Genomic DNA, 18143 nt, shown 5'->3' on the forward strand with positions numbered 1-18143 from the left:
TACGACGAAGACGGGAGGAAATGTCGTGTCGTGGAATCAGCCTCCCAATACTTGGTGCACACGTTTGCCAGAAAAGGATGGACTAGTGAGACGACTGATTCGATTACCACTGCTGCTGACCACCGCTCTGGGACTGTTCGTCGGGCTCAGCGTTCCCACCCAGGCCGCCGAACTGGCGCGCGTGCGCGGTGATGTCTGTCGTGGGGGCGTGTGTGGCAGCGCGACTTTCAACTTCACCGGGATATACCAGCTGACCAACGTCAGCCTGTCCGTGAAGGACAGTAAGTGCGACAGTCACGACGTCTACATTCAGTTGCTGGTCTATAAAAACACGGGCAAGGTATACACAACCAAGCGGCGGAACAGCAAGGGCTGCCGCGGCGGATACAAGGCCTGGCACGGGCGCTCCTTCAGCACCAACGACTACATCAAGGGTGTGCGCGTGCGGGGGTGTGTGGATGACCCCGGTCGCGACACCTGCTACCACTCGCGGTATCTGGACAACCCGAACACCTAATTCAGGTGGACTGGCAGCGGAACAGGATCCTCCGTTAAGCCGGAGCGGGTTGCCGGGCACCGGACCGTTCCTGTGGTTGACACCCGGTCTCAGGCGGGCTGCGGCGAGACTGGTGGCGCGGAAGGGATTGCAGACGGAGTGTTCCTGCGCGCCACCAGTGTCCCGTATCGCCGAAGAAACGTGGGAGATGGGTGCGAGCGCACCAGCGGGGTCGCGTAGGCCGCGGGCGGTTCCGCGATCGTGCAGGGGATCAGCTGGCGGATCGACTACGTCGCGGCGACGGCGGGCATCGCGGAGAAGGCGGTGTCGTGCGCGGCCGAGCGGGCCGAGAGTTATGACGCCCGGTGGCCGGACCACGCGCCGTTGACCATCACGTTCGACTGGGTCCGGTGTACCTGATCACGCGTTCCGGCGCGTGGCCCCGTTGTGGAACAGACGGCGGTGCCGGAGGTGACGCGCCTGCTCGAACTGTTTGACAGGGCGGGCCGGTCGTCGTCCCGGCGGGTTCGGTGCTCGTGCCGGAGCTGACCGCGGTGCTCACGAATGGGTGATTCGGCGGCGACTGTCGCCCTGTTGCGGTACATCGAGCTTCGCGACATATCAAAGTTTCTGATTTGGTTCCGGGGCGGCTGCACCGGGCGGTACTGCACCAATTGGCCGACCGCACGCTGCCGGACATGTCCGAGATGCGCGTCACATTTGGTGCGAAAAGGGATGTTCTGCGCAGGAATCCCTTCCCGCCGGTGGCGGTCAGGGCAATTCGCATGACTCGATGATCCTGGGGAAGTCGTACCGGGTGCGGCATCCGGTGGATGTATCCGGTGCGCCATGGGTCTCACAACGAGAGCATGATTTTTTCGGCCGGGTGGAGCTGTTGGCACGGCTTCCCGTTACGGCAGGGTGAAGATCGCAAGCAGCTGGTGGGGACCAAATCCACGCCACTGTCACTTCGCGACGCAGGGGAGATGAGTATGTCTGCCAAGCGAGGCGGTCGAATTTCCACCATCGCGGTCGGTATCGCCCTTTCCGGTGCCATGGCGCTGGGGCTCGCCCCGGCCGCGACCGCGGCGAGCCCGGGGCTCGACTCCGCGGCTACGTCGGGCACGAGCCTCGGGGCGGAGTTCCTCGTCGGGGGCACCGCACCCAATTGCATCCAGGCCAGGCAAAAGAAGGGCATCACCTCCACAACGGTGTATGTCACGAACCGGTGCAAGCGGCACTACAAGATCAAGCTGATCATGAGCCGCGGTAGGGACAGCCGGTGTTTCCGCATTGCACCGCGACAGACCCGCTCGCACAAGTCCTATGGCACCCGACCGACCCTGAGCCGGATCGATCGGTGCTGACTCACGGCGGTTCGTGTTGATCGGAACGGACGTGCCCGCGGCGCCCGGGTGCGTTCGTTTCATTTTCAACCATGATGTGATCAGGGTTTTCCGCGCGGGGAGCGTACCGGAACGACGGCCGTATCGCTTCACGAAAAGCACAGGGCGCGGCCTACGTTGGCTCGACACAGCCGGTTTCGGGGAATCATGGATTCGCGTGGCGGCGTACTCCTACTTTGGAGCGACTTTCCCTGCGCTGCCTGGTCGGAACTGGGACATTGTCGGGGTAGCAGCCGGTGCGGCCGTGGGGCCGCCAGACGTCAGGATCAGTGACGATGACGACTCCGCCGGGCGCAACGAGTCTGCTGGTGCGGGATACGCCCCTGATCATCCTCGCCAACTTCGTCTCCGAGGTGACGGCAAGCCTGCAGGCACGCGAGGTGATGCTGCGGGGGATGGTGCAGGCCCCGCGCAAGATCTGGCTCACTCGACCGGGCGACGTGGTGGTGACCCCGGTCCCGGTCAGTGACGCATTCCGGTCCTATGCCTGCGAGCTGCTGGGCTTCGACCCTGCCATGCTCGACGTCGTGACGGTGCCGACGGACCCGGCCACGACGCTGTCCGAGGCGGTCCACCGTGCGGGGCTGGTCGACCCGCTGCGGGACCTCATCGCGGACCGGCCCGGTGTCGCGTTGCTTCCCACCACCCTCGACCGTGCGGCGGTGGGACTGGCCGCCGAACTCGGGGTGCTGGTCCACCCGTACGGACCCGCCGGTGTCCCGGACAGCGCTTTGGAGGTGGCCCGTCGGCTCAACACCAAGGCCGGTTTCCGTGAGCTCGCCCGGAAACTCGGGGTCCGCGTTCCCGACGGCCGGTTCTGCACCGGCGGGACCGAGCTCGCGGACGTGGTGCGTGAGCTGCTCGGCGACCATCCGCGCGTGGCGGTCAAGCCGAACCGCTCGGCCGGGGGCGAGGGGTTTCGGGTGCTTTCCCGGACGGACCTGCCCGACCTGGACGCCAGCCTCACCGCGTGTGCGGCTGCTGCGGGGATGGCGCCGGAGGGTTGGGTGGTGGAGGAGCATGTCGACTTCATCCGGGACGTGAGCGTGCAACTGGAGGTCGAGGGCGGCGGGCTTCGGGTGCTATTCAGCGGTGAAATGCGGACCACGGACGGCTCTTTCTGCGGTTACCGGGCACCCCTGCATGACGTCCCGCGCCAGACACGGCGTGAGTTGGAGCAGGGCGGTCTCGCGTTCGGCGCCTACCTGGCCGAACGGGGCTACCTCGGCCCCTTCGACATCGACGCCGGCCTCACCGCCGACGGAACGCTGTACGCCACCGAGAGCAACGTCCGACACACCGCCACCTCGACACCCGCGGCCCTGGTCCACCGGCTTCTCCCACCCAGCTACCCCGGTACCCCCACCTGGCTGGTCGGCTGTCGCCCCGCCACTGTGCGTCACGACTTCGCCCAGGCCCTACGACTCCTTCAACGGGCACACCTCGCGTACGACCCGTACCGCGTGGAGGGGGTCGTGCTCCACACCGGAGCACCCGCCGACGACAACACCTGGCGCTACACCATCATCGGCCCGGACCGCACCCGGGTGGAACAGATCGACACCGAACTGACCGACGTGCTGAAGATGGGCCACGGTAGTGGCGGCTTTCCGCGCCGCTATTCGCTGAGCAGGTGACTGCTACCGAGTCGGCTCTCGGGGTCAGGCGCGAGATCTCCGCGTGAGATCCGGCCGCACCGTGCGCTTTTCGTTATCCGGATCTCGGGGTGACGTCGCTAGCATGGAGGTCGGCCGGTTCGACACGGGTCCAGCGCGTCGAACCGGCCGACGTCTGTTCAGGGATGGCCATCAATTATCGGACGTACCATTCCTGGGTCTGGTCGCCGAAGCTGCAGTCCTCGATAACGAGCCGCGAGGACCGGGCCGGCTGGGTCAGACACGCGTTGTGGAAGTGCTCGTTACGGAAAACCACGGAACCGGGAATGAGGCCGGCCTGCTGGCGCCAGTGTTGCGTCGCGTCCCGGTCACAATCCTGCAACACCAGTGGGGCGCCCATCCGCGCCTGCTCGCCGCCCTTGACGTCGACGCACAGGTTGCTCTGCACACCCTTGAAAACGGTGCTGCCATCGGGGTAGCTCAGCAGCTTGAACTGCTGGTTCTGGCCGAAGTGCAGGTTCCAGCCGTAGATCGGCGTGCCCTTGGTGGTGCGTCCGGCCTCGACGTCCATGACCTGGCGGTACTCGACGTTCTGGACGTACCGCTTCGCCACCATCGGCTCCGGCGACGCCGCGCTGGCACCGGAGGTGGGGAGCAGGGCGAACGCGGCCGCCACGGCGGCGATCGCCATACCAATCGAACGTGCGCGCATGATCGTCCTTTCGGGTATTGCCGGTGGTGCGGAATGGGCGCTCCGAGCGTTTCGGGCGCCGGCCCGGACGTTTTCGTGTTGCCGTCCGTGGCCGGTGCCCGACGTTAGTAGCACGGGCCAGAATGGCCATCCGCTGACCGAGTGACCGGATCGGATTTTTCCGACAATCCCTGATCGGTCGCGGGCCGGGCGGGTGAAAAATTCCGCGGTTGATAACGCGCGCAGAATTGCGGTAGCAACCAGTTTTTGCCCTTGGTGTCGGCATTCATTCGGGCTAGGTAGAAGGTGATCAGCCCTTCGTGCGACCCCGTCGGGCCGAAATCCCGGCCCCAGGGCGAGCGGTCGCGCTCCGTCGTCGTGGCGGGGCAGGGGAGAGGTGATCGAACCCTTCGGTGAACTCGCGGGCTGCCGGAGCGCAGCCTGTGCGCCGGGGTTCCTCCACTCGCCGATCCGTCCCTCCTCACGGTGGCTGGGGCTCCTTCGGACCGGGTGGCCCGACCGCCTTCACCGCTTGGTTACCGAGGTCTCCTGGCCGCCCCGTGGACAGTTCCGGCTCGCTCCCGGGCGGTGGCGACTGCGTCCCTCGTTCGGACGCGTCCCGTTGGGTGAGTTGTACCCGCGTCCTTACTCGATGCCGTGGCCCCCTGTGGCGCCCACCCGGCGACCGGTGCCAGTAGCTCCGGCGCTACCGGTGGCGGCGTGCCCGAAACATCCCACAGCGCGCGAGCGTTTACTCGTATCCAGCTCGAGTCGACTGGCCCTTGTCCCAGTACGGGGGACACCGTCAAGGCTTCAGCTACGCCGATGTGGGTGATTTCTTAGTTTAGCCTTGACTAAACCAAGGTCGTCACCCACAGTTGTCCGGACCACGTAGGAACCTGCTTCCTCGAGGGGAGGCTGAGACATGGCTGACCCACGGTTGTCGAAGGAGACCTACACGGAGCGGCTCCCCGAGGAGCTGGAGCTCTTACCAGCCGCTTTCACCGCCGCGATCCGTACCTTCATGTCGCGCCACAAGATCGACCAGGCGACCCTCGCCGCCATGCTCGGCGTCACCCCCGGTCGCGTGAGTCAGATCCTGTCCGGCGACGCGAATCTCACCCTTCGAACCCTGGCCTCCGTCGCCGCCGCGCTCGACGCGCGTTTCGAGGTGACCCTCGCGCCGCATCCGGAACGCACCGCCTCGACCGTTGAACAGGGCGCGTCGGCGGTCTGGTCAACGTCGGACGGCCCGATGTTCCAGGCGGGCAGCGGGGCCCAGCTAGGTTCGATGTCCCGGGGATTCCATTGACCGCACACGGAAAATTACGCCAGCTTCGGCGCTTTCTCCTGCCGCACCATCACGACACCCGCGCGGTGGGTGCGTCTCCACTCCCGCTCAGCCTGACCGAGCACCGGGTTCACTGGCGGGAGGGCCGCCTGAGCGACGCCATGGTGAGACGCACGGCGGCGATCCGTCCGGGGTCCTGATAGGACTCGACAGCGTCCAGGTGTCCCCAGAGATACGCCTTCTTCAGTAGTCGGATGAAGTGGTCCTTTGCCAACTCCAGTGTGGAGCCGTCCTCCGGCTGGTACTGCGACAGGCCCTTCTCGATCTCCCGCAGGTGGACCTGGACCTTCTTTCCCTTCTCCGTTCCCTCGCCGACCCTGCTCGTCAGTTCGCACGCCAGTTGTTGCGTGGCGAAGCGCAGGGCGCTGTCATCATCCTCGGGCCTGGGCATCTGCCCATTGATCCAGTCCATGGTGTCGTTCTCGAGCTGCCCGTTGAGCCGCTCCCGCAACATGGTGAGCTTGAGATAGAGGAGTTGCTTGGCCTGGCTCAGGACGTTGCGGCCGCGACCGGCCGCTGCCTCGCCCTCCGCACCGCCGGCGCTGCCCACCGCATTGGCCATCGCCGAGGCACCGGCGGACCAGACGACGGGCGGCAGGATCGGCGTCAACAGGGGGAGCACGATTCCGAAGAGGGTGTGGAAAGACGTCTCGCAGCCGAGCAACGTGAACGTCTTGCGCCGGCTCTTCCACGTCTGGAGGAGGCGACCCCTGCTCTCACCGTGGCAGCGCGCCACGAGCGCTGTCGCATTCAGGATGAATGACACCGCGAATGCCCATGCCAAGTTGACGAGCAGGTCGAGCGCGTTCCAGTCGGTGGTTGACGCAGCGGTGACGTAAAGCGTGACCGTGGCGACCATTTAGCCACTCCAATGGCGGGGTAGCAAGGATGTTCGGGGAACCCTTGCGTTGTTACTGTCACGGCAATCGTTACGCGGCACTGTCCGCGTTACCTGGCACCACCTACGTTCGTTACCGGGTCAGACCGCCCCTGCTTCCGGAAGGACGCCCCGCGGCGTCGTCCCGCGTCGCAGTGGTTCGGTTCGCCGAAACGTGCCGCCGGCCCGTCCGAAGGCTCCACGAGTCATGGCTCCTCCTCCGTTTCCCTGCCGCTCCGCCCGCCACACCGGCTCCGCGGAGCGGCCGTACGTGTGTTGCCGGCGGGGTGGCTCCGGCGCGTGGGTGAACCGAGAAGCCGAGTGGCAGGGCGGGAAAGCTGAGCCTACGTGAGGGGAGCCGCCGATGGGGAGGGGTAACTGGTCCGAGTGGGTGTTTTTCCTGGAACCGGGCCGTGCGGCGGCCACCGGACCGATCCACTGAAAAAGAAGTTCGTGTCTTGTCGGCGGATGACCGGACGATTCTTGCCACCTTTCGTCCGGTTAAAGGTGGGCACCGAAAGAGATTTTCTCCTTCGGTAAGTTGCTGACACGATTTCCGGACGGAACACCTTTGCTTGCTTAAGCAAGGGTGCGGCTGCGTGGCGGGGAAGGTGGCTCCCATTGCCGGAGATGCCGGAGCCGCCCGCAACTCGAGACGCCCGGAATGTCCCAGATGTGTGGTCATGGTGGGCGGTCATCACCTGGACGCGATGACCGGACCGCCGGATAACGGGAACCTGCGCGGTGGCAGGGGCGTAGGTGACGTGAACGGGAGCGGGTGTTGGCGCGGGCAGGTGTGTACGCGGTGTCGGCCAGCGGGAGCCTTGCCGAGGGCAGGGGCCGGTCGTTTGGGCGAGATCGGTGCCGGTGTTGCCGGTCGACTCCGCGGATACGCCCACGTCAGCCCACCGGCATCCGCTTATGTTGTCGGCCCGACAGGCGGATACCCGAGTGTTGGTTCGGCCGGGATGTCTGGCCGGTGATTCACAGGAGAACGGGATGAGGCGGAACTCCTCCACAGCCTCGTCGACCGGGCGCGCGATGGCACCCCAGGATCGTCGCGGGGTCGTTGGCCAGCAGGTACCGGAATCGTGGCAACGCGTCGGTGGTGATCCAGCGCCAGCGGGCCTCGAACGTCGTGATGTTGGCGGTCGGCCCGGCCACGACGGCGAAGGGCGCGCCGCCGGGAATCGGCGACTGCGCGAGCATCTCGTCGTAGGACGGCTGCAGGACCATCAGCTGCTCGCGGTGGAGTATCCGCTCGTTGGCGAGTTCGACCAGTTCCGGGGCACGGGAGGCGATGTCCGCCCACACCCGGAGCAGGCCCGCGGGTACCTCGCCCGCCGCGTTCAGCCGGCGCATCGCCTCGATACCACCGTTGGCGTAAGCGTCGTGCTGCCACATGAGATCGGCGAAGAGGTCCTTGGCCATCGAGACCAGCTTGGCCTCGAAGTAGCGCAGCTCGGCATCGGCGATCTGGGCGAGGGAACGCAGCACGTCCGGCGAAAGGTCGACCCGCGGCGCGAGTGACTCGGGCGTCCCGCCGAGCGCGAGGAACTTGCGCACTGCCCGCAGATCTTGGAGTCCGGCGAGCACGACCTTGCAGGCCAGATTCGACAGGCGGGCCCACTCCATCTCCGTCTCACGAAGAAGCATCTCGCCGTAGTAGGTATAAATACGCTTCAGGGTCGGTTCGTTCGCGGTGAGGCCCAGCGCGGGGTCACAGGCGTCCCAGCCGATTCCCAGCCGTTCCGCGAGCTGCGAGCTGCCTGGAGTAGCGCTCACGCACCGCGGGGTCGAGCGGCGCCATGAGACCTGGTCCAGTGCGTAGGCCGTCCTGGCCGACATCGGACCGGCATCAGCGGTGATGTTGGCGGGCTCGACAGCTACTGGGATGTGGTCGGGTCGAACATCGAATCGGTCGTGGTGGTTTCGCCAGCGGGTCTGGCGGCGGCCGCATGCGCTGTTGGCCGGGTCAAACCGGTCCCCGTGGTGGCGCCAGGTTCGGGAGTCGCCGCACGTGCCTGGGCTCCGTCTACACCGGCTCCCGCGAGTAAGACCGTGATCAAGAACGCCGTTGCCACCGAGCGAGGACCAGACATCACACCCTCCCGCCGTCGCCGTCCGACTGACCGGGGGAGCGGCCTGCCCCGAAGAGACGATGCGGGCTGACAGAATCCGGTCACGAACGAAGTTTGGGCTCGCGAGCGACGGAACCGCATATCGGCCCTTGACGGACGAAGCGCGTATCTGCCGCTGTGATGCCCGTCATGGCGACGGAAATGTACTGGTCAACGGCCTTGCGCCAGCCGGGTTGTCGGTCGGCGGAAACCCCTCGCGCACCCATACGATGACCAAGTGGGTGAACAAGTCAGCGACAGCGCACTGCGTCGAGCCCTCCGTCGGGCACGGGACGGGGCGGCGTTGGACGTCACCGAGGCCGCCGTGCTCATGGCGGCTCGCGGCGAACACCTGGAGGAGCTGCTCGCCACGGCCAGCCGGGTCCGCGACGCCCACCTGGCCGCCGAGAACCGGGCGGGCGTCATCTCCTACAGCCGGAACGCGTTCATCCCGCTGACCCGGCTCTGCCGCGACCGCTGCCGCTACTGCACCTTCGCCACGGTGCCGCACCGCCTGCCGGCGCCCTTCCTGGAGCGCGACGAGGTCCTGGAGATCGCGCGGCGCGCCGCCGCGGCCGGGTGCAAGGAGGCCCTCTTCACCCTCGGTGACCGCCCCGAGGACCGCTGGCCGGCGGCACGCGAGTGGCTCGACGCCCGCGGCTACGCCTCCACCCTCGACTACGTGCGCGCGTGCGCCATCGCGGTGCTGGAGGAGACCGGCCTGCTGCCGCACCTCAACCCCGGCGTGATGAGCTGGACCGAGCTGCAGCGGCTCAAGCCGGTTGCGGTCAGCATGGGCATGATGCTGGAGACCACCGCCGAGCGGCTGTGGTCCGAGCCCGGCGGCCCGCACTACGGCTCGCCCGACAAGGAGCCTGCCGTCCGGCTGCGGGTACTCACCGACGCCGGCCGTGTCGGCGTCCCATTCACCACCGGCATCCTCATCGGCATCGGCGAGACGCTCACCGAGCGCGCCGAGTCGCTGCACGCGATCCGCAAGCTCGCCCGGCAGTACCGGCACATCCAGGAAGTCATCGTGCAGAACTTCCGCGCCAAGCCGGACACCGCCATGCGCAACCACCCGGACGCCGACATCGCGGACCTCGCCGCCACCACGGCTGTCGCCCGGTTGCTCCTCGGATCCGGCACCAGCGTGCAGGCCCCGCCCAACCTCATCGGCGAGGAGCACGACCTGCTGCTGCGTGCCGGCATCGACGACTGGGGTGGCGTCTCGCCGGTGACGCCCGACCACGTCAACCCCGAGCTGCCCTGGCCGCGGATCGAGGAACTGGAGCGGCGCACGGCTGCCGCCGGCTTCGCGTTGCGCGAGCGTCTGACGGCGTACCCGCATTACGTCCAGTCGGTGCTCGGCGAGGGGCAGAGTGCACCCTGGATCGATGCCAGGTTGATCGGACACGTCTCGGCACTCGCCCGCCCGGACGGCATGGCCGACGAAACCGCGATGCCGGTAGGCCGCACGTGGCAGGAGCCGGACGGCGGTTTCGATTCCACCGGTCGCACGGACCTGCACGCCAGCATCGACACCACGGGCCGCACCGGCGACCGCCGGGCCGACTTCGACACGGTCTACGGCGACTGGGAAGAGCTTCGACGCAGCGTCGTGGCACGCCAGCGACAGGCTGACTCCCACGAGCGGATGGCCGAAGCCGCCCAGGATGCGCTGCTGTCCGCGGCAGAAGCGGGCGATTGCCCCGAAAATGCGGGCAGCGGCCTCGCATCTGCCAGCGAACTCCCGAATCCCGCGGGAACAGACCACCAATCCGCGGGCACGCTCCTGGAATCTGCGGGCACGCTTCACGCAACCGCATCCGAGGTTGACCAATCGACGGACACGTCGCGACCGGGCCCGGGTCAGGGCGCGCCGGAGCGGTTGAACTCCGACGTCATTGCGGGGTTGAGGCTCGCAGCTGAGGACCCCGCGGCGCTCCTCGACGAGCGGCACACCGACGCCGCGCTCGCCCTTCTCACCGCCGACGGGCCCGCTCTGGAAGAGCTGACGCGCATCGCTGACCAGCTTCGTGCCGACGTCGTCGGTGACGACGTCACTTACGTCGTCAACCGAAACATCAATTTCTCCAACGTCTGTTACGTCGGCTGCCGGTTCTGCGCCTTCGCACAACGCGAGCGGGACGCCGACGCCTACCGGCTTTCCGTCGACGACGTCGCCGACCGCGCCGAGGAGGCATGGCGGGCCGGCGCCACCGAGGTCTGCCTGCAGGGAGGTATCGACCCGAAGCTGCCGGTCACCGGCTACGCCGACATGGTCCGCGCCATCAAGGCGCGCGTTCCCGGCATGCACGTGCACGCGTTCAGCCCGATGGAGATCGTCTCCGCCGCGGCGAAGGCGGGCGTGAGCGTCGAGGAGTGGCTGACCGAGCTGCGCGACGCCGGCCTGGACACCATCCCCGGCACCGCGGCCGAGATCCTCGACGACGACGTCCGGTGGGTCCTCACCAAGGGCAAACTGCCCGCCGCCACCTGGATCGAGGTGGTCAGCACGGCGCATCGGCTCGGCATCCCGTCCAGCAGCACGATGATGTACGGCCACGTCGACCATCCCGGCCACTGGCTGGGGCACCTGCGCACCCTGGCGCGGGTGCAGGACGGCAGCGGTGGGCTCACCGAGTTCGTGGCGTTGCCCTTCGTCCACCGCAACGCGCCCATCTACCTGGCCGGCATCGCGCGGCCCGGCCCTACGCAGCGGGACAACCGCGCCATTCACGCTATGGCTCGGCTGCTGTTGCACGGCCGCATCCACAACATCCAGTGCTCGTGGGTGAAGTTGGGGGACGAGGGCACCGCGCAGGTGCTCCGTGGTGGCGCGAACGACCTCGGCGGCACGCTGATGGAGGAGACGATCAGCCGGATGGCCGGCTCCGAGCACGGCTCGTCGCGCACGGTCGCGCAGCTCGAGGCGGTCGCCGCCGGGATCGGACGGCCCGCACGCCAGCGCACGACCACCTACGGCCCGGTGGAGGTGGCTCCCACGGCCCGGTGAGGGGCGTGGCTCGGGCGGAACAGCGCCTCGGGGTCGAGCCCGAGAGGCTCCCACAGCGCGGCGCGGGCCTCCGGGCACGGGACCGGATGATCTTGCTCCGAGGCGTGCTGTTACCGTGCGTCGCCGCAAGAATCCGAAGAGTTCCCCGAACGAGCCCTTGCGGGTTGACGGGTTGGGTAACTTCTCGGCGGTAACCTCGTGAACCGCGTGGGGCGCTTCGATCGCCCCGGCGGGGACGGCACGTCCCTCATCTGAACGAGGGGTAATCCCCCTGGGAGGCAGTCTCGTGCGCAGCCGAGCTCGCGCCGTGTCACGCCGTGCGGTGGCTCTTGCCGCGGCGTTCGCCTTCGTTGCCCTGATGGGGCTGGCGTCCGCCGGTAGCGCCGCGGCGGACGATGGCCATGTGCTCGCCGTGGAGACCCGTTCCGTCGCCCTGACCACGGCGCTGGGCGGGACCGTCGGTGTCACGGCGGTCGTGCTCGGGCTGGGCGGCATGGTGGCCGGTGCGGTGCGGCGCCGGAAGGGCGCCGCCGTCGCGGACCCCGCCAACGAGCGCGAGGACTGACGCTCCCGGCGAGCGCAGGGGATTGCTGAACGGGTCAGGTGGTGAGGTTCAGGTTGTGGCCTACCGGCCTGGTCCCGCCGACGAGAACCCTGCCTGCGGTCGCCATCCGCGCCCGATGCCGTGGCTGACGCACGGGAAGGACCCGTCAAGTGATTCAGATCACCGGCGGCGTCGGGGCTGGTGGCCGGTTGCGGCGGCTGCCCCGGCCGCAGATGGGTGGTCTTCGTTGGCGTGGAACGTGTTCCCCTCTCCTGCCGCGGCAGTGACGCACGCCAGGCTGGCAGGGGCCGGGTGTGTGACGGAACGAGATGCGTCGCATCGACACGGCCCCCACTCGGCGGAGGGCTCGAGGTGGTCGCCGCAGGGCCATCGAGCTTTGCGGGGTGCGTCAGGGCCGTGTCCGGGGCGGGCCGGTGGTTGCCGGGGTCGGGGAGGCGAGCCAGGCACCGAGTGACCCGAATCCGCATAAGCCCTGGTGGTGCGCGAGGCGGCCGCTGGAAGGCGCCGAGAAACCAACCACCGGGAATGCGGCTCGCTGTGTCGGCTCTGGCGCTGGGGTTGCGTGCTTCGGCTGCCTGCCGCGTTGCCAACCGCATTTGTGGTTTGCGACTGCGGTCGGAAAGGCGCGTTTGCGAGCCAATGGTGCGAGTGCCGGTGGCCACCGGCACACCGTCCCCGGAACGAAGCCGCCGACCGCCTCGTCACATGCCTTGGCCGGTGGGCGGGGTGCGTGACCTGGACGGTCCGGAGCGTGGGGACTAACTCCGTCTGGGCCGTTGCCGCTCGGTTGGGGGCCTGGGGGCGGTCACCGCGAGGTTGTGCGCTGTGCCGGGCGTGCGAGGGCGCGTTTTCGTCGGGACAGCTGCGACCCTTGCCGGGCGCCGACCGCCCGACGGGCGGTCGTCCAGCGCGGGGAACTTGCTGGCGTGCGCGGGTAGCTGCCTGGGTGGCGCCGGGCCGGGGTAGGTTCCGGGCAGGGCCCCCTCCTTCCGACCCGGCGGCCTGGAAGAATTCACTCATGACCGAGACGCCCACCCCGAAGCGCCCGCGCGTGCTGTCCGGCATCCAGCCCACCGCGGACTCCTTCCACCTCGGCAACTACCTGGGCGCCCTCCGTCAGTGGGTGGCGATGCAGGAGACGCACGACGCCTTCTACTGCATCGTCGACCTGCACGCCATCACCATCGAGCACGACCCCAAGGCCCTGCGCCGGCGCACCCGCGCCGCCGCGGCCCAGCTGCTCGCCCTCGGCATCGACCCCGAGCGCTCCATCCTCTTCGTGCAGAGCCACGTGCCCGAGCACGCCCAGCTCTGCTGGGTCCTGGAGTGCCTCACCGGCTTCGGCGAGGCCGGCCGCATGACCCAGTTCAAGGACAAGTCCGCCCGCCAGGGCGCCGAGCGGGTTACCGTCGGCCTGTTCACCTACCCCGTGCTGCAGGCCGCCGACATCCTGCTCTACCGCGCCGACGCGGTCCCGGTGGGCGAGGACCAGCGCCAGCACCTCGAGCTCACCCGCGACCTCGCCCAACGCTTCAACAGCCGCTTCGGCAAGACCTTCGTCCTGCCCGAGGCGTACATCCCGAAGGAGACCGCCAAGGTCTACGACCTGCAGGACCCGAACGCCAAGATGAGCAAGTCGGCCGCCACCCCGGCCGGCTTGGTCGACCTGCTCGACGACCCCAGGGTGTCGGCCAAGAAGATCCGCTCGGCGGTCACCGACACCGGCCGCGAGATCAGCTACCACCCCGAGACCAAGCCGGGCGTCAGCAACCTGCTGGTCATCTACTCGGCGCTGGCGGACCGGCCCGTCGCCGACCTGGAACGCGACTACGCCGGCAAGGGCTACGGCGACCTGAAGAAGGACCTCGCCGAGGTCCTCACCGACTTCGTCACCCCCCTCCAGCAGCGCGTCCGCTCCTACCTCGACGACCCCGCCGAGCTGGACAAGGTCCTCGCCCACGGCGCCGAGCGCGCCCGCGAGGTGGCCAGCCGAACCCTGGCCAGGGCCTACGACCGGGTGGGCTTCCTGTCGCCGGCGCGTTGAGGAGGCCGATCCGGGATAGCGTCCCCGCGTGGTCGACGAGCGGACGGACAAGACCGAGCGGTCCCGGCTGGACCGGCTCCGCGAGCAGCGCGAGTGGCTGGACCACCTGTTCCGGACCAAGGACCGCTACAACGAGCGCTACGGCAACCACTACGCCGCGGCGATCACCTTCTTCAGCGTGCTCTCCCTCGTCCCGCTACTGATGATCGCCTTCGCGGTCGGTGGGTTCGTCCTCGCCGGCCAGCCCGAACTGCTGGACCGCGCCCGGCAGGAGATCGTCGACGCGGTGCCCGACGCCAGCCTGCGCGACACCCTGCGCCGCGCCGTGGACCAGGCCGTCAGCCAGCGCTACTCGGTCGGCATCATCGGCCTGGCCTTCGCGCTCTACGCCGGCCTCGGTTGGATGTCCAACCTGCGGGACGCGCTCACCGCCCAGTGGGGCACCCCGGAACGGCCCAGCCCGCCGTTCCTGCGCAAGCAGCTTGCCGACCTGCTGGCACTGGTCGGCCTGGGCCTGGCCATGGCCGTGTCGTTCGGCCTCACCGCGGCCGCCACCGGCTTCGCCGACCACCTACTCGAACTGCTCGGGCTCCGCGGCCAGACCTGGGCCGCGGTGTCGTTCCAGGTCCTGTCCATCGCCTTGGCCGTGTTCGCCAACTGGGTGGTCTTCCTGTGGGTGCTGGCCCGGCTGCCCCGGGAGCCGGTGGCGTTGCGCAGCGCCATGCGGGGCGCTCTGGTGGCCGCGGTCGGGTTCGAGGCCCTCAAGATCGTCGGCGCGGTGTACCTGGCGCGGGTCACTGCCACCCCGTCCGGCGCCGCCTTCGGCTCCTTGCTCGGCCTCTTGGTGTTCGCCTTCCTCGTCGCCCGGTTCCTGCTCTACGTCACCGCGTGGACCGCCACCGCCCGGGAGAACCTGCGCCCCGAACCGATCCAGCCGCCACCACCAGCGGTGATCCGGCCCACGGTGGCCGTCGGCGCCCGGCCGGACACACGCACCGCGGCCGGGTTGCTGGGGGCCGGCGCGCTGGCCGGAATCGCGCTGCGTAGTCTCCTCCGTCGCCGGTAGTGACCGCCTAGGGCTGCGGCGGGTAGCGACCGGTACGCCCACCCTGCCGTGGCGCGGCGTGGGGCGGGTGGGTGGCCAGGCGGGCCCGGTGCCCGCGGACCACCGAACGAAGGAGATCAGTGGTGTCCACCACGCATCGGAAGAGGACCGCCGCCGTGGCGACGTTCGCCGCGTTCGGCGGGGTCCTGGCCCTCGCGCCGGCGGCGACCGCCGATCCCGGGCCGTCCCCCCTCCAACCGCGGGAGAGCTGCCAGGCATCCTGGTACAGCACCCGGTCGGGCGGCTACACGGCAGCCCATCGCACGCTGCCGATGGGAACGAAAGCCCGGGTGACCAACCGCAGGAACGGCAAGTCGGTCGTCGTGACGATCACGGACCGCGGCCCCTTCGTCCGCGGCCGCTGCGTCGACCTGAGCAAGCAGGCGTTCGCCGCCATCGCGCCACTGAGTCAGGGCGTCGCTCCGGTGACAGTGCGACGGATCTGAGCACCCCGCGGGCCGCCCACCGGCCCGCTCTCCACAACGCGGATGGGGCCCGGAGGTCGCGAACTCCGGGCCCCATCCATGTCGCTGCCGAGTTGGGTGCGCCACCAGCCCGAAGAACGCGGGTACGGACTTCAGGTGCGCTCCGCGGAGGTGCGATGGCCCGCGCGGCCCGCAAACGGGGTTTCCGCACCGGAGTGGGGCTGACGCCGGGCGGGCGCGGCGCCGGTCGGCCGCACCCAGCCGATGTGTCGCTGGACGGGCGTCCCCCGGATGCGGCGCCGTCAGAGCAGGTTAGGTGCGTCGGCGTCGGGCGGCCCGCCCCTACCGCACCACCTCGCCGGGATGTCGACTCAGCTACTCATCGCCCTGCGACGCGCCACCGCCCGCTTCCGCCGCACATACATCGCCATCACGATCAGGAACGCCACACCGGCCGCGATCGTCAGCGGCATACCCACCGTGCCGAACGCGCTGTCATCGCCGTTCGGGCTCTTCGGCGCCGCCAGCTCACGGTCCGGATCCGCGGCTGGTTGCGGTGCCGGGCCGGTCGTGGTGGCCAGCACCGCCTGGGGTGGCCCGCTGACCAGCTCGCCCACCCTGGCGTGCCGGTTCAGGGCGAAGCCGTAGTCCAGCAGCTTGGCACCCTGCTTCCAGGCCGGCACCGGCTGCTGCTCGGTGCGCAACACCACCGCGACGAGCTTGCGGCCGTTCCGCTCGGCCGCCCCGATGTAGGTGTGCCGGGCGTCGTCGGTGAACCCGGTCTTGCCGGCCATGCCACCCGGGTACTGGGTGAGCAGCTGGTTGTCGTTGACGACCCGCGGCCCCTTGCTCAGGCCCTTCAGGTCGATGAACCGGGTGGCCTCCGCCTTCCGGAAGTCCGGATTCTGCATGGCCTTGCGGAAGACCAACGCCAGGTCGTAGGCCGAGGTCATCTGGCCCGGGCCGTCCAACCCGGACGGGGTGGCGGCCTGGGTGTCCAGCGCGCCCAGTTCCCTGGCCAGCGTGTTCATCTTGGCCACGGCCTTGTCCAGCCCGCCGAGCTGGCGCGCCAGCGCGTGCGCCACGTCGTTACCCGAACGGATGAGCATCGCCGTCATCAGCTGCCGGACCGTGTACTGCTGGCCCGGGACCAGCCCGACCCGTGTCTCCTCCTGCTCGGCGTCCTCCTTGCTCACGGTGACCTTGTCGTCCAGCTTCACGTCACCCGAACTGAGCACGGTCAACGCGGTGAGGACCTTGATCGTGGAGGCGGGACGCTGCCGGGCGTGCGGGTTGTGAGCGGCCAGCACGTTGCCGGTGTCCAGGTCGGCGACCAGCCACGACGCCGCGGACACGTCCTTGGGCGGCTTCGGCGCCCCCGCCGGGAGCACGTCGCCGCAGCCGCCCAGCTTCTCGCCGCCGACCGGGTGGTCCGGGATCGGCGGTGGGGGCGGGGACGACTTGCCCGGTGCGGGCTGCTCGGAGGTGTCCACCGGTGGGGGCGGCGCCGTCCGGTTCTCGCACGCCGCCGCCAGCGGCTTGTGCCGCACGTGGTCCGCCGCCTTCGGCGCCGCCGTGGCCGCGGGCGACACGGCCGCGAACAGAGCACCGGCCGCGGCGAGCACCGCCACGGCCGAACGGCGAAACTGCTTCGTAGGCATCGGGTCCAGGCTAGCTACCCCTGCCGCGGTGGGCGCATCGGACACCACCGATACTGGGTGGGTGAGACTCTCCCGCCGCGCCTCGCTCTTCCTGCTCGCCTTCGCGGTGTGGACATGGCTCATCTGGCCGAACTTCCTGCGCAACATCTGGAAGGATCCCCGCTCGTGGGCCGCGGAGGGTGGCCCGACCTCGTTCTTCACGGTGCACCTGCTGCTCGTGCTGGCCTCGCTGCTCTTCGGCACTGTTATCGGTGTCATCGGCTGGCGGGGTTACCGCGCTGGTCGGGCGACCGGGGCGAACCCCACCCGGGCCAACGACCACGACGGACCGAAGTGACCGACTGACCTCCCACCACACCGAGGAAGGACACCCCGTGGAGTTCGTGCGCAACCTGCTGTTGTTCCTGCACCTGCTGGGGATGGCGATCCTGGTCGCCATGTTCTTCCTGCAGCGCAGGACGGCCCCGGAGGGGCCGCTGAACAACCCGGAGGGGCCGCTGAACAAGGGTTGGCTGCATGGATCGGTGCTGCAACTGCTCACCGGCATGGGGCTGGTGGGTGTGGCCGAGGTCATGGACCGCGACCTCAACCACGTCAAGATCGGCGTGAAGCTGGTGGTGGTCGTCGTCATCGCCGGCCTGGCCGTTGGCTTCCAGAACAGGGAGCGCATCGCCAATTGGCTGACACCCACCCTGGCGGCGCTGGTCGTGCTGAACACCGGTGTGGCCGTGTTCTGGAGCTGACGGCCCGCCGGCGCCGTCGCACGG

General features: G+C 68.9%; 16 protein-coding genes. 12 read left to right on the forward strand and 4 right to left on the reverse strand.

Translation table 11 applies throughout. The features are described from left to right. The first annotated feature begins 85 nt into the window (after window positions 1–85). From IEY55_RS16050 to IEY55_RS16065, 4 genes are all read left to right on the forward strand, one after another. Window positions 86–517, forward strand: coding sequence for a hypothetical protein (locus tag IEY55_RS16050; RefSeq protein ID WP_189058596.1), 432 nt, complete (start codon window positions 86–88; stop codon window positions 515–517). 240 nt (window positions 518–757) lie between these two features. Next, window positions 758–916 (forward strand): hypothetical protein, encoded by a 159-nt coding sequence (locus IEY55_RS16055; RefSeq protein WP_189058597.1) that lies wholly within the window; start codon window positions 758–760, stop codon window positions 914–916. Between the two features lie 572 nt (window positions 917–1488). After that, window positions 1489–1863, forward strand: coding sequence for an alpha-amylase inhibitor (locus IEY55_RS16060; protein ID WP_189058599.1), 375 nt, complete (start codon window positions 1489–1491; stop codon window positions 1861–1863). Between the two features lie 314 nt (window positions 1864–2177). Further along, complete coding sequence (locus tag IEY55_RS16065) at window positions 2178–3539, forward strand: preATP grasp domain-containing protein (RefSeq protein WP_189058601.1); 1362 nt, start codon at window positions 2178–2180, stop codon at window positions 3537–3539. 175 nt (window positions 3540–3714) lie between these two features. Here IEY55_RS16065 and IEY55_RS16070 read toward each other — a convergent pair whose 3' ends face one another. After that, window positions 3715–4230, reverse strand: a complete 516-nt coding sequence (locus tag IEY55_RS16070; RefSeq protein WP_189058603.1) for an RICIN domain-containing protein — start codon at window positions 4228–4230, stop codon at window positions 3715–3717. Window positions 4231–5149: 919 nt separating this feature from the next. On the opposite strand from IEY55_RS16070, the gene IEY55_RS16075 reads away from it, so the two are divergent. Then, complete coding sequence (locus tag IEY55_RS16075; RefSeq protein ID WP_229686440.1) at window positions 5150–5521, forward strand: helix-turn-helix domain-containing protein; 372 nt, start codon at window positions 5150–5152, stop codon at window positions 5519–5521. 109 nt (window positions 5522–5630) lie between these two features. Here IEY55_RS16075 and IEY55_RS16080 read toward each other — a convergent pair whose 3' ends face one another. Further along, complete coding sequence (locus IEY55_RS16080; protein WP_189058605.1) at window positions 5631–6419, reverse strand: hypothetical protein; 789 nt, start codon at window positions 6417–6419, stop codon at window positions 5631–5633. A gap of 1002 nt (window positions 6420–7421) precedes the next feature. Further along, complete coding sequence (locus IEY55_RS16085; RefSeq protein WP_189058607.1) at window positions 7422–8222, reverse strand: hypothetical protein; 801 nt, start codon at window positions 8220–8222, stop codon at window positions 7422–7424. Window positions 8223–8795: 573 nt separating this feature from the next. Here IEY55_RS16085 and IEY55_RS16090 point away from each other — a divergent pair. From IEY55_RS16090 to IEY55_RS32810, 5 genes are all read left to right on the forward strand, one after another. Next, the gene (locus IEY55_RS16090; RefSeq protein WP_189058609.1) at window positions 8796–11576 is read left to right on the forward strand and encodes a bifunctional FO biosynthesis protein CofGH; all 2781 of its coding nucleotides are present in this window, start codon (window positions 8796–8798) and stop codon (window positions 11574–11576) included. Window positions 11577–11862: 286 nt separating this feature from the next. Further along, window positions 11863–12141: a hypothetical protein gene (locus IEY55_RS16095; protein WP_189058611.1), complete on the forward strand. Its 279-nt coding sequence runs from the start codon at window positions 11863–11865 to the stop codon at window positions 12139–12141. A gap of 1018 nt (window positions 12142–13159) precedes the next feature. Further along, complete coding sequence (gene trpS / locus IEY55_RS16100; RefSeq protein WP_189058613.1) at window positions 13160–14185, forward strand: tryptophan--tRNA ligase; 1026 nt, start codon at window positions 13160–13162, stop codon at window positions 14183–14185. 28 nt (window positions 14186–14213) lie between these two features. Then, the gene (yhjD, locus tag IEY55_RS16105) at window positions 14214–15251 is read left to right on the forward strand and encodes an inner membrane protein YhjD (RefSeq protein ID WP_189058615.1); all 1038 of its coding nucleotides are present in this window, start codon (window positions 14214–14216) and stop codon (window positions 15249–15251) included. A 122-nt stretch (window positions 15252–15373) separates the two neighbouring features. Further along, window positions 15374–15736 carry a septal ring lytic transglycosylase RlpA family protein gene (locus tag IEY55_RS32810; protein WP_308424765.1) on the forward strand — a complete coding sequence of 121 codons (363 nt, stop codon included), beginning with the start codon at window positions 15374–15376 and terminating at the stop codon, window positions 15734–15736. Window positions 15737–16086: 350 nt separating this feature from the next. Here the strand turns inward: IEY55_RS32810 and IEY55_RS16115 are convergent, their stop codons facing one another. Beyond that, a complete protein-coding gene (locus IEY55_RS16115) occupies window positions 16087–17376 on the reverse strand; it encodes a D-alanyl-D-alanine carboxypeptidase family protein (protein WP_189058617.1) in 1290 nt (429 codons plus the stop codon). A 61-nt stretch (window positions 17377–17437) separates the two neighbouring features. On the opposite strand from IEY55_RS16115, the gene IEY55_RS16120 reads away from it, so the two are divergent. After that, window positions 17438–17713: an SCO4848 family membrane protein gene (locus tag IEY55_RS16120; protein WP_189058619.1), complete on the forward strand. Its 276-nt coding sequence runs from the start codon at window positions 17438–17440 to the stop codon at window positions 17711–17713. 37 nt (window positions 17714–17750) lie between these two features. Continuing rightward, window positions 17751–18119, forward strand: coding sequence for a hypothetical protein (locus tag IEY55_RS16125; RefSeq protein ID WP_189058621.1), 369 nt, complete (start codon window positions 17751–17753; stop codon window positions 18117–18119). Window positions 18120–18143 lie beyond the last annotated feature (24 nt).

The organism is Longimycelium tulufanense (genome assembly GCF_014645795.1).
GTDB classification, from domain to species: domain Bacteria; phylum Actinomycetota; class Actinomycetes; order Mycobacteriales; family Pseudonocardiaceae; genus Longimycelium; species Longimycelium tulufanense.